Raw genomic sequence first — 13,376 nt, forward strand, 5'->3', positions numbered from 1 at the left:
TCGGCATAAGATTGTAACAATCTCAAAATTATACAGTCTTAATACTATGAGACCTTTACCAACCTTTCTGTGCTTCTTTCTTATTTCGACGAGTCTGTTTTCCAACGATTTATTGGACAATATTGTTTTTTCAAAAGCAGAAATTGTCAATGAATACACGACACGTATTCCTTTTAAATTGATCGATCATCTCATTGTTGTTGAAGCTGAACTTTTAGACAAAAAAGGCAATTTTATCATAGATACTGGCTCTGAATCCTTGATTTTGAATAAGATTCATTTTGAGTCCTATAATCCTTATTACAAGAAATCAAAAGAAACTTCGGGCGTATTGAATACTGTGGACAATCCGCTGGAACGTCAGTTGAAGGAGTTTGTGATTAAAAATTTGGTTCTCACCAATAAAACATCAGATATCATTGATTTATCTCATATCGAAAAGACAAAAAAAATGAATCTTTTGGGAATCATTGGATTCAATGTCTTAAAGGATTATGAAATTTTTATTGATATGTACCTGAATCAGATTACGCTGTCAAAAGTAGATTCAAAAGGCAATACTTTAGATGAACATATTTATCTGGAAACGATTGTAGATAGTGTCGATTTCAAACTGAAAAACCATACCATTGTGCTCGATACTTATGTGGACAAACACAAATTGAGTTTCGGTCTCGACACTGCTGCCGAATACAACCAAATAAATAAACGCTTGAACAAGAAGGTTTTGAAATTTTTCTATCCGATGCGACATCTAGAGTTAAGCGATGCCAGCGGTCACACGGTTGAAGTTTTGGCAGGGAAATTGTACAGGGTAAAATTGAGCGACAGCATATTTTTTGCACCAATGGAAACGGTCTTGAGTAACCTGAATAATCTGAACGAAGCATTTGGAACGTCATTGGATGGAATTTTGGGTTACGAATTTTTCAAACAAAAAAGAACCATCATCAATTATCAAAAACAAAAGCTTTATTTTGTAAATTATCCTATAGTTAGAAATTGAAAAGCTTCATAAAACATACCATCCTATTCGTGTTTTTAGTGACAAACACATTGGTTTTCTCTCAAAAAGAGAATCTAAAAGGTTATTATATTGAAGGAGGCGAGGTGGTTTTTATCTTTAAAGAAAGTGATTACAAAAAAGTGACCAGCGACACTAGTGGTCACCAAGAATCTCTATTTGATATTACAGTTGAAACGGTTGCTGTTTCAGGCAATTTCAATAATTGGTCTAAAGATGCCTGGCCAATGAAAAAAATTGATGAACATACGTACCAATTAAGAAAGCATCTCGATGATTTTATGGGTGAGTTCTCTTGGGATTTCAAATTTATCATCAATAATGATTACTGGGCAGAACCTACTCATAAAGACCCAAATATTGGTTGGGCCGTGAAAGACAACAGCAATTTGCACGTTTATAATTTGAAGCTTTATACTGCGTTCCCAGATGAAAATGGCAATGTCAGGTTCCGATTGAGAGGTTATGAAAATGCTGAAAAAGTAATTGTTACTGGCACATTCAATCGATGGAATGAAGACCTATTCAGGATGTATAAGATCGAAAACGGATGGGAAATCATTCTAAAACTGGCTCCAAACGACTACCAATATAAGTTTATAGTTGATGGCAATTGGATGGAAGATCCAACCAATCCTGATAAGGTTTTCAATGAATTTGGAGGTTACAACTCTCACATCGATGTCAAAAAAATGACAACCTTTCAGTTGAAAGGTTATAATGATGCCAATAAGGTGATTTTGGCTGGAAGCTTTAACGATTGGGACGAAAAAGAGTTGAGAATGCAAAAAACTTCAGAAGGTATCTGGGAATATTCTCTGCCATTGTCAGGTGGCAAGCATCATTATAAATTTATCGTTGATGGCAAATGGATTGTGGACCCAAACAATACTGTCAAGGAATATGATGGTTATGGTCACATCAATTCTGTATGTATGGTAAGGTAGCTTATCCTAAAACATCCAGTTTTGCAAATCGCAACAACAATTTTTTGACGCCTCCGTGTTCAAAATTGATTTCTGCTTTGGTATCAGCGCCTACACCTTCAATTTTAAGGACTTCACCTTTGCCAAATCGCATATGTTCAACGATATTGCCCACCGCAAGTTTTCCATCAAATAGATTGGTATTTGCACTTCCTTCAGATTTGCCGATGGGTTTTAATTTTGGTGGTGGAACGAATTTAGGAGGTTTCTCCGCAGTAGAGCGCTTTGCAGGTTTCTTGAACCGTATTAGGTTTGGCTCTATATCTCCAAAAATATCTGCAGACAACATCGGATTGAAACGTCTATCATCAATTGGCGTCAAGACTTCCAAGAATTCATCATCAATTTCCTCAATGAATCGACTTGGCTCTGCATCAATCAGTTTTCCCCATCGATAGCGAGACATTGTATATGTTAAATAAGCTTGCTTTTCAGCTCTAGTCAATGCCACATAAAACAAACGTCGCTCCTCCTCTAGTTCACTGCGTGTATTCATACTCATCGCACTCGGGAATAAATCCTCTTCCATCCCAACAATATACACATAAGGAAACTCCAAGCCTTTCGCCAAGTGAATGGTCATCAAGGCCACCCTGTCATCATCACCTTTATCATTATCCAAATCGGTTGCCAAAGCGACATCTTCCAAAAATTCCGTGATACTTCCTGTTGCATCAGCCAGCTCCTTTTGCCCTTCCACAAAATCCTTGATACCATTGAGCAATTCTTCAATATTCTCCATCTTGGCAACGCCTTCTGGAGTGCCATCGTTGTTGTATTCGCGAATGATACCACTTACTTTTGTAACCTGGTCTGCAAGTTCGAACGCATTGGCTGTTTGGTTCATCACCTGAAAACTTTCAATCATCGTCACAAAATTCTGCAGCTTATTTTTTGTAGCGGAATTGATATTGACATCCAATTGTCCGATGTTCTTCATCACATCAAAAATGGAACGATTGAAATCATTTGCAGCAACAATCAGTCTGTCAATGGTAGTTTGACCAATGCCACGCGCAGGAAAGTTGATAACGCGTTTCAAAGCTTCTTCATCAGCAGGATTGATGACCAATCTTAAATATGACAGGACGTCTTTGATCTCCTTCCGCTGATAAAACGACAATCCACCATAAATACGATACGGAATGTTTTTCTTTCGCAAGGCATCTTCCATCGCTCTCGACTGCGCATTGGTACGATACAAAATAGCAAATTCAGAGTTTTTCATCTGTTTTTCCATCTTGTTCTCAAAAATAGAGCTCGCCACATAGCGACCTTCATCACCATCAGTCATCAAACGATTGACCTTTATTTTCGCGCCTTCATCATTGGCTGTCCAAACTATTTTATCGAGTTTGGTTTTGTTCTTGTCGATGATGGAATTTGCTGCGTTGACAATATTCTTTGTCGAACGATAGTTTTGCTCCAATCTGTACACGTTCACACCATCATAATCTCTCTGAAAATTCAAGATATTGTTGATGTTGGCACCACGAAACGCATAGATACTTTGAGCATCATCACCAACCACACAAATATTTTGATATCTATCTGATAACGCTCTCACAATTAGATATTGTGAATGATTCGTATCCTGATACTCATCCACCAAAATATATCGAAAACGATGTTGATATTTCGCCAATACATCTGGAAAACGCGTCAGCAACTCATTGGTTTTCAATAATAAATCATCAAAATCCATAGCACCAGCTTTGAAGCATCTATCGACATAATTTTTATAAATTTCACCCAAACGAGGGCGCTTTGCCATCGCATCTGCTTCAATCAATTCAGGATTTTGAAAATACGCCTTCACCGTTATCAGACTATTTTTGTATGAAGAAATCCTGGAATAAATCTGTTTGTATTTATAGACATCCTTATCGAGATTCATTTCTTTGATGATGGCTGAAATCAAGCGTTGTGAATCTTGAGTATCGTAAATAGTGAAGTTATTTGGATAACCTAACTTATCAGCTTCGATGCGCAGAATTTTAGCAAAAACCGAGTGAAACGTTCCCATCCACAGATTTTTTGCTTCGCTTTCACCAACAATCGATGCAATCCTCGATTTCATTTCGCGCGCTGCCTTGTTGGTAAAAGTCAACGCCAAAATGTTAAAAGGGTCTATGCCTTCACTCATCAAATAGGCAATGCGATAGGTCAGCACTCGGGTTTTGCCGGAACCAGCGCCAGCAATGATGATCATTGGACCATCTTTTTGCAAGGTTGGTGCTAATTGCGCCTCATTCAACTGACTTAAATACTTCTCCAAAACGTACTAAATTTTCAAGTCGTGAAATTAACCAATGATAGCGTTTTTGATCAGGAATTTTGTGAATATTTATAAACAATTCTCTTAATAAATCATTTTTTATTGCCTTTACCAGTCATTGCATTTTTGAGACCAGCACTGACGTTAAGCCATAAAAAATTAAAAATCGATTTGGTTTGGTCTCTCACAACATAATCACTACCATTTAAAAAATCTCCTTTCTCTTCGTCACTATCATTTTTCACGAAAAGATTAGCAATCACTGTAAGTAGCTTATTCTCTTTTCTCTCTTTTTTTTGCATCATTACAATTTTAAAATCATCATAATTGACTTTGAGATTGACTTGCGAGTCTGTTTTGTCACCATAAACAGTGAAATAGGTCTTGTGGAGTGCGCCCTCGAGTCGAACATTCATTGTGGGTTCTGAAAATGCATTCATTTTAGCAGCATAGAGTTTTCCAATATCGGCTTTGAATTCAAAATCATCATTCTCGTTATTTACGTCAAAATCCCATTTGACATTTATGGGCGTATTCTGCATAAATTTCGCATTTATATCTATATCAAGGGGCTCACTATAAGTATTTCCAAGACGATATACTATGGCATTTAGATCAGAATATTTTACGGCATCAACCACTGCACCAGAATTGATCTTTTCTGTATATTCAATTATTCCATCGTTGATCTCAACTTTATCCATAGCTAGATCAAATTTCAAATCTCTTAACATTTTACTGTATAATGGTTTTATGATATTGTCATCAGCAACCTGTTTATCCCTATAAATATAAAGCTCTGGTGATTGAATACTCATCAATGGAGATTGAAAAAAGAATATCGAATCTTGCTCGTAACCAAAATCCAAATCATCAAAAGCTACTTTGTCAACAGATAAATCGAAATGATCTCGCTCATTTTTGAGAAGTTTTGAATATTCTTCTTTGGAATATTTGGTTTTCAAAGTGAGTAAATCTAATGACGCCTTCTCATTTGAAACTTGGATTTTATTTACATTTAGAACATCAAAATCATTCATTTTAGAGAAAAGATTTTCCACAAGAAGCTCGTAACTAGAGACTTTGAAGGGTATTTTATTTTGGGACGTTGACTCATCAAAAAGAACTTCTTTAAAATGCAAAGTGAATTTATCAGTCTTCAAAAGCAATGAATCAGTCTGCCCATCAAACATTTGAAAATCACCATTTGTAATCATCACTTTTCCAATGGTAACGGTTCGCGTTGATTTTTGAAGTGCTGATGATTTGTAATTTTTGGAATCCACTAATTTGTTGTGGTAAAAATTGATTTTTGGATTGTTTATTTCAATACTTCCAATCGATATTTTATTATTGAAAATGTAATCCAAATAGCCAACATCTTTAATAAATATAGAGGACATTTCGTTTGTGAGATTGATGCTGTCAGTGGTTTTACCGTAAATGGTGAGTTTTGGTTTTTCAAGTTCAAGGTTACCGCTTAAAACAGCAAAACTTAAATCTTCGTAATCAACCTCTATATGACTTGGCAAAGATTCCGCTAAAAATGCTTCAATTTTTGAAGTTATGACATTCTGTGCCACTACTATTGCCAAAATACCGATGACCACAATGGAAATTAAGCTTATGATGATAATTTTTTTTCGTTTACTCATTTCATAAAGATATGCTTTTAAGACCATTTAATTTTAAATATATTTACTGAAAAGTTAACTGATATGAATGATTTTTGGACGGTTTTAAGCAGTATAAGTTGGTGGATGTGGATTTTGATTGTTTTGGCAATTGTCGCCATTCGAGATGTCTTTTTTCAGAAGAAGCATACCATTAGCCATAATTTTCCAATAATTGGACATTTTAGATATATGTTGGAAAAAATTGGGCCAGAGTTGCGCCAGTATTTGGTTGCCAACAATCGCGAAGAATTGCCTTTTAACAGAATTGAACGTGGTTGGATTTATGCATCTTCTAAAAAAGAAAATAATTATGAAGGTTTTGGAACCGATAGAGATATTTATGCACCACAACATCTCTTCATCAACAACGCGATGTTGAGCTTTAAGATCAAAGAAGATCATCCCAATTATTTAAATAATAGTTTTTTGCCTTGTGCCAAAGTAATGGGAGCCTATAACAAAAGACGCAAACCCTATCGTCCTGCGTCTGTCATCAATATTTCTGCTATGAGTTTTGGTTCATTATCCGCAAAGGCGGTTGAATCGATGAACAAAGGAGCACAATTGGCTGGAGCGTATCACAATACTGGTGAAGGCGGACTCTCTCCGTACCATAGCAATGGTGCAGATGTGGTGTTTCATTTTGGAACCGGGTATTTTGGAGTAAGGGATGAATATGGAAGGTTCTCGTTGGATAAAATGGTAAAATTGGTCGAAGAAAAACCTTTTATCAAAGCAATCGAAATCAAATTGTCTCAAGGTGCAAAACCTGGAAAAGGTGGCGTATTGCCTGCTGCGAAAATCACCAAAGAGATATCTGAAATTCGTCATGTCCCAATGGGTAAAGATGTACTTTCACCACCTACACACTCTGCATTTGAAGATATAGAAGGTTTGATGCAACTGATTGAAGATATTGCAGAAGCAACAGGCTTGCCTGTCGGAATCAAGGCTGCCATCGGAAAATTGGATCAATGGGAACGATTGGCCGATTTGATGGTATCTACAGGAAAAGGTCCAGATTTTATAACCGTTGATGGTGGCGAAGGTGGCACAGGCGCAGCTCCGCCGAGCTTTGCCGATCATGTGTCTTTACCTTGGACTTATGGTTTTAGCGATTTGTACAAGCTGTTTCAGAAAAAAGAACTTACAGAAAGAATTGTTTTTGTTGCAAGTGGAAAACTCGGTTTGCCAGGAAAAGCAGCAATGGCTTTCGCTATGGGAGCAGACTGCATCAATGTAGCGAGAGAAGCTATGATGAGTATTGGCTGTATCCAAGCGCAATTGTGCCATACCAATCACTGCCCAAGTGGTGTTGCCACACAAAGCAAATGGCTTCAAAACGGTATCAATATTCCGCTTAAGTCAGAGCGTTTGGCACAATATTTTAAAACCTTTAGAAAAGAATTGTTGGAAATTACGCATGCGGCAGGTTATGAACACCCTTGCCAATTTACAATGAAAGATGTAGACCTCAATGTGGATGATTCCTATTTGTCAAAAGAACTTGACAGAACGTTTCAGTATGAAAAAACACCTGTTCCTTTTGAGAGTATGCAGCATTTGAAGGATTGTATGCATTTAGGCGGAAGAATTTAATATCAAATTTCCTGTAGACAGAAATTCCTTGTAAAGTTTGGAAAAAGACCTTAAGTTTGAGACTCAAAATTAAGATCTATGGATTCCGAACGAATAATCGACCTATTTTTATTTGCCATTCCTGCACTGATAACAGGCTTGATAGCTTATTATTTTTTCAAAGAGCATACCAAAAATGAAGATGGCAGAAGGCGTTACTTGCTTCACAAAGACATGCAAGTAAACTCCATGCCTATACGGTTGCAAGCATACGAGCGTATGGCTATTTTTCTGGAAAGAATCACACCTGCAAAATTACTAATTAGAGTTGCTCCAACATCTTCAAATAAAGATGATTATGAATCCTTACTTATAGCAAGTATCGAACAGGAATTTGAACATAATCTTTCACAACAAATCTACTTAACAGATGATTGTTGGAACATTATATCTGCTGCAAAAAATGCTACCATTCAATTAATTAGAAAGGCAAGCTTATTGGAAAAAACAGATACCGCAAACAAGTTACGAGAAGTTGTTCTTACCGAAATGATGGAAAAACGAGCGCCCAGCGACGCAGCCTTGTCTTTCATCAAACAAGAAGTAAGCGAAATGTGGTAACATCTAATCAGTTTCCAACTGACTGGTTTCATCATCTTTAAATTTGGCAAAATTAAAACCACTTTGCCACCATTGATTCATTTTGTCTTTATCAAATATCAATGAATTGGTCGTTAGAACTGTAGGCGTGTAGTAGAAATTGATGATGGCGTTTTGATTGGTTGCCACAAATTTGCCAATCCTAATGTTTTGACTTTCAATTCTATCTAACATAAATGCAAACATATTTGTGAGCAGAGAAAAGGAATTCAGCGAGGGCATTCTATTAAAAGTTGTGGTTTCCGTTTGCAAAATGATGGCGTCAACCGTCGTTGCTCCCCGTTTAATTGCCTCTTCTATAGGCACCATAGAGCCCAATCCACCATCCGCATATTCGCAGCCATTTTTTTTTACAAGTGACATAAAAGGTGTGTAATTGCACGAAATCCATATCCATTCACAGAATTCTTCATATTCAAAATCCTTTATGGATTTATATTCCACCTGATTGATAGACAAATTTGCAACTGTTATAACAACATCAATGCTTCTTGATTTCAACTTATTAAAATCTTCTTCAGAAAAATTCTTTAATATTAATTCTTTTAGATGGTAACTTTCGCCAAAAGTCTTGCTGCCTCTCATAATATTCCGAAGCACACTAAAGTGATTGATACCCACAGTCTCCACGCCTTTCTTCCTCTTAATTGTGAAAGGACAAATACTGAAAATGGAATCTTGGTTCACGCTTGTGTAAACCTCTTTTATTTCTTGAATTTTGTTCAAAGCCAAATGAGATACCAACAAACTCCCTGTTGATGTACCAATAAAAATATCGTAGTTGAGTCTTTTATTTTCAATAAGATATTGCGCCACACCACCTGCAAATGCACCTTTGCTTCCTCCACCTGATATGACCAATGCTCTCATTTCTATTTATGATTCTATGTTCAAGATTTAAAGTTTAAAATTCAGGGCTCGAGGTTTTATGAAATTATCCTTTATTCGTCAACTTATCAATGATTTTCTTATAACTTTCAATTTGGCTTAATTCATCCAATAAGTTCTTTGAAAATTGCTGCATTCGCCAATTGTGATGTTCAGTGCCATCCACAAGGTTTTTAATGGAATCTTCATCAAATCCGTTGATTAATTTCAGGAAATTAAAGGCGTTCATTCGAACTTCAAAGCCAAAATTTGCACTTGTGTAATTTTTCAACTCGTCAAAAACTTGCTGTTTCTGTTCTGATTGATATTCTAATGTATTCAAATTCAAGGCCAGCCAAAGCATACGTACATTATAATCACTGAATCCTTTAAGGTCTTTGGTTTTCTCCAAATATCTCGAACGATCTTCTGGAAAATTCATCCACAAATTATACAACGCCACCTCAATAGTCGTGTAGGACTTGTCATTCAGCAATGATTCATAGCTTTTTTTAAGCTCTAACGGGATTTCGGTCAAATTTTGAGCAATGGCCTGACGAACTTCCCAACTGTTCTTAAAATCCTCTTCTTTGACATTATATGATTCTTGCGAAAGGATTTTCACCTTTGCCTTGCCAGAAATGTCAGAAACGAGATAATCATTGCATTTTGATGGATAGGTATCACAAGAAACATCCAAATATTCTTGAATGAATTCAGACTTTTTCAGGCTTTTGACCATCGCATCTTGAGGCAATTCGACCACTTTTAGCCACGTTTCAACAAATTCTGTCAAATCTATACCACTGCTTTTTTCGACTTCTTGTATAAAAACACTGGTTTCTGCCGACTCAAATTGATAAGCTGTTAAATAGTTTTTCACGGCTTGTTTAAAAGCCTCCTCGCCTATTTGCTCCTTCAATATATGCAAAGCCCAACAACCTTTTTTGTAAAAAGTCAAACTACTGGATTTCGGGTCGAGTATCGAGGTACTTTGACCCAATTTTTCCTGCTCTAGCAATTCTTGAGCATATTCGTACAATTGCCAATAGTAATAATCATCCCCAAAAATGTGACGCTCCGCCAACAGCGCATAAAACGTTGCAAAACCTTCCTGAAGCCAATGATGTTCGCCGCTTTTTGCAGTGACCAAGTTTCCAAACCAATGATGTGCCAATTCGTGTGCATTGACATTTACATAGTTTCGATCTTTAAAAGCAATAGAATCCGTCATAAGCGCATCCGAAAAAATGGTGAGCGTGGTGTTTTCCATTCCTGAATACAAAAAGTCCTTGACAGGCACTTGTTTATAGATGTCCCAAGGATACGGTACGTCAATTTCATCTTCCAAATAATCAAACATCTGTTTGCTGTAACGATACGTTGATTCAACTTTCAAGGAATCTTCGGGATAGTAATAATATTCCAATGGAATGCCGCTTTTTGAGACTTCTGTTTTTTTATTGTAATTTCCGATGGCAAGCGCAACGAGGTAACTGCTCATTGGTTTATTCATATTGAAATGCCAAGTTTTTATAGAGTCAGATGCTTCAACGTTTGATAATTCTCCATTTGCAGTTACTTCAAAATCTTTGTCATACGAAATTGATAAATCGAATTCAATTTTATCATTCACATCATCGATACTTGGCAACCAATTGCTTGTGTATTTGCCTTGTCCTTGTGTCCAGATTTGATTGTCAACGAAATACAGAGCACTTTTCGGAAAGGAGAAAAATATAATTTCCACATAATAGTTTTTGCCAGTTTCAAATTTTCTTTCAGCAGGCGTATAAAACACTATCTTATTCCCATCTAAATTCTTACTGTAAATTTTAAAATTACTTTCTTTAAATTCATAGTGATAAGTATTTCTCGCATCAATATAAACTGAATCGATATCCTTAATGATATCAAATTCATATCGTACTTTCATTGCTAGCCTTTTCCCCTTTGAATCAAACGAAACAAACGCATTAATTTTTTTAAAATCCACATAATCCGTTTGTTGTGCAGACATATTTGAAACAAAAAACAGAAAGAAAATTAAAAGAAATTTGTTCATAGGTAGGTTCAAACAATGATTAGACCAAAATAAGAAAATTTCAGGTTTCATCTTTGCCACAGAAGAATTATATTCGTTTTATGAACACCAATCTCCAAACTCCGATTGATTATCTCAAAGGCGTTGGGCCAAATCGAGCGGATTTGCTGCGAAGCGAGCTTGGCATTCATACGTATCAGGATTTGATTAATTTGTTTCCGAATCGATACATTGACCGCACACAGTATTACAAAATCAATCAATTGCAGCGGAATAATGCAGACGTACAGATTATTGGTCAAATCATCAATTTGAAAGATGCAGGCGAAGGTCGTGGAAAACGCTTGGTTGCAACGTTTAAGGACGATACTGGCGTTATGGAATTGGTTTGGTTTAGAGGCCACAAATGGATTCGAGAAAGCATCAAATTGAACAAGCCGTACGTTATTTTCGGAAAAACCAATTGGTTCAATGGTGTTTTCAATATGCCACATCCAGATATGGAACTGCTGGAGAAACACGAAAAAAATCTTCGTTCGGCAATGCAGCCCATTTATCCATCCACAGAAAAGTTGTCGAGCAAAGGCATCACCAATCGTGTGATGTCCAAAATTATGCAGCAGTTGTTCTTGGAAACCAAAGGACGATTTGAGGAAACATTGCCTGATTATTTGCTGTCAGAATTAAAATTGATTTCAAAAAGCAAAGCACTTCTCAATGTCCATTTCCCAGAAAATCAAGAGTTATTGGCGAAGGCTCAATTCCGATTAAAATTTGAGGAATTGTTTTATATCCAATTGCAACTCATCATCAAAAATCTGATTCATAAATCAAAAATAAAAGGATTCAATTTTGAGAAAGTTGGCGAGTACTTCAACACGTTTTTCAATGAGCATTTACCTTTCGATTTGACCAATGCTCAAAAGCGTGTTTTGAAAGAAATCCGTTCCGATTTAGGAAGTAATGCCCAGATGAATCGATTGCTGCAAGGAGATGTTGGTTCCGGCAAGACCATAGTAGCACTGATGTCAATGCTCATAGCACTTGACAACGGTTTTCAAGCTTGTTTAATGGCTCCGACTGAAATTTTGTCAGTCCAACACTATAATGGATTACTTGAATTATTCAATGGTTTGAATATCAGTATTAAATTACTCACTGGTTCAACCAATACTTCAGATAGGCGAGAAATTCACGAAAATCTAAAAAACGGCAAATTAAATATCCTAATTGGCACTCACGCCCTACTCGAAGATTCTGTAGAATTTCAAAATTTGGGGCTTGCAATTATTGACGAACAACATCGTTTTGGGGTAGCTCAAAGAAGTAAATTGTGGCATAAAAATGAAACTCCTCCGCACATCTTAATTATGACCGCAACTCCAATTCCAAGAACCTTGGCAATGTCTGTTTATGGCGATTTGGACATCTCGATTATTGACGAATTACCTCCAGGCAGAAAGCATATTAAAACCGTTCATCGTTTTGATAAAAGCAGGTTGAAAGTCTTTAAATTTATCAAGGATGAAATTGCCAAAGGAAGACAAGTTTACATCGTTTATCCACTCATTCAAGAAAGCGAAAAAATGGATTATAAGGATTTGATGGATGGCTATGAAAGTATTTCAAGAGAATTTCCGATGCCAGATTATCAAATCTCAATTGTTCACGGCCAAATGAAGGCTGCGGACAAAGACTACGAAATGCAGCGTTTTGTCAAAGGTGAAACACAAATTATGGTAGCCACCACAGTTATTGAAGTTGGCGTCAACGTTCCGAACGCATCAGTGATGATCATCGAAAGTGCAGAGCGCTTTGGCCTTTCACAGTTACATCAATTGCGTGGTCGCGTAGGTCGTGGCGCGGAACAGAGCTATTGTATTTTAATGACGGGCCATAAATTGAGTGAAGACAGTAAAACACGCCTTCAAACGATGGTGAACACAAATGATGGTTTTGAAATAGCTGAAGTAGATTTACGATTGCGCGGTCCAGGCGATTTAATGGGTACACAGCAAAGCGGCGTCTTAAACCTTAAAATAGCCGATGTCATAAAAGATAAAAATATTCTAAATCACGCGAGATACTATGCACAAACCATTCTAAAAAAAGACCCATCGCTTTCTTCACCAGAAAACAAAGTATTGAGACATACATATGCCCAGTTAAGCAAATACAAGAATATTTGGAATTATATAAGCTAAAAAAAGCCCAGTGAAAACTGGGCCTTAAAAACATAATTGAACGTTTTTATGATTGATTA

9 protein-coding genes are annotated in these 13,376 nt (G+C 36.6%); 5 read left to right on the top strand and 4 right to left on the bottom strand.

The annotated features are described in order from the left end of the window. Nucleotides 1–46: 46 nt before the first annotated feature. Both M0G43_RS09070 and M0G43_RS09075 read left to right on the top strand, forming a co-directional pair. Nucleotides 47–1,006, top strand: coding sequence for a hypothetical protein (locus M0G43_RS09070; protein ID WP_248025225.1), 960 nt, complete (start codon nt 47–49; stop codon nt 1,004–1,006). After that, on the top strand, nt 1,003–1,971 hold the full coding sequence (locus tag M0G43_RS09075; protein ID WP_248025227.1) for a hypothetical protein: 969 nt from the start codon (nt 1,003–1,005) through the stop codon (nt 1,969–1,971). Before M0G43_RS09070 ends, M0G43_RS09075 begins: the two co-directional genes overlap by 4 nt. Nucleotide 1,972: 1 nt before the next feature. On the opposite strand, the gene M0G43_RS09080 is transcribed toward M0G43_RS09075, so the two are convergent. Next, nucleotides 1,973–4,288 carry an ATP-dependent helicase gene (locus M0G43_RS09080; protein ID WP_248025233.1) on the bottom strand — a complete coding sequence of 772 codons (2,316 nt, stop codon included), beginning with the start codon at nt 4,286–4,288 and terminating at the stop codon, nt 1,973–1,975. A gap of 92 nt (nt 4,289–4,380) precedes the next feature. Further along, nucleotides 4,381–5,943: a hypothetical protein gene (locus tag M0G43_RS09085; RefSeq protein WP_248025237.1), complete on the bottom strand. Its 1,563-nt coding sequence runs from the start codon at nt 5,941–5,943 to the stop codon at nt 4,381–4,383. Between the two features lie 63 nt (nt 5,944–6,006). On the opposite strand from M0G43_RS09085, the gene M0G43_RS09090 reads away from it, so the two are divergent. Beyond that, nucleotides 6,007–7,563 (top strand): FMN-binding glutamate synthase family protein, encoded by a 1,557-nt coding sequence (locus tag M0G43_RS09090; RefSeq protein WP_248025239.1) that lies wholly within the window; start codon nt 6,007–6,009, stop codon nt 7,561–7,563. Nucleotides 7,564–7,641: 78 nt separating this feature from the next. Further along, nucleotides 7,642–8,163: a hypothetical protein gene (locus M0G43_RS09095; RefSeq protein WP_248025242.1), complete on the top strand. Its 522-nt coding sequence runs from the start codon at nt 7,642–7,644 to the stop codon at nt 8,161–8,163. 3 nt (nt 8,164–8,166) lie between these two features. Here the strand turns inward: M0G43_RS09095 and M0G43_RS09100 are convergent, their stop codons facing one another. Together M0G43_RS09100 and M0G43_RS09105 are read right to left on the bottom strand one after the other, a co-directional pair. After that, nucleotides 8,167–9,072, bottom strand: a complete 906-nt coding sequence (locus M0G43_RS09100; protein ID WP_248025243.1) for a patatin family protein — start codon at nt 9,070–9,072, stop codon at nt 8,167–8,169. 64 nt (nt 9,073–9,136) lie between these two features. Continuing rightward, on the bottom strand, nt 9,137–11,185 hold the full coding sequence (locus M0G43_RS09105) for a M1 family metallopeptidase (protein WP_317231455.1): 2,049 nt from the start codon (nt 11,183–11,185) through the stop codon (nt 9,137–9,139). Nucleotides 11,186–11,214: 29 nt separating this feature from the next. Here M0G43_RS09105 and recG point away from each other — a divergent pair, with 29 nt between their 5' ends. Next, the gene (gene recG, locus M0G43_RS09110) at nt 11,215–13,317 is read left to right on the top strand and encodes an ATP-dependent DNA helicase RecG (protein WP_248025246.1); all 2,103 of its coding nucleotides are present in this window, start codon (nt 11,215–11,217) and stop codon (nt 13,315–13,317) included. Nucleotides 13,318–13,376: the final 59 nt, after the last annotated feature.

The sequence above is a fragment of the Subsaxibacter sp. CAU 1640 genome, assembly GCF_023156585.1.
Classification (GTDB): Bacteria; Bacteroidota; Bacteroidia; order Flavobacteriales; family Flavobacteriaceae; genus JBPOFM01.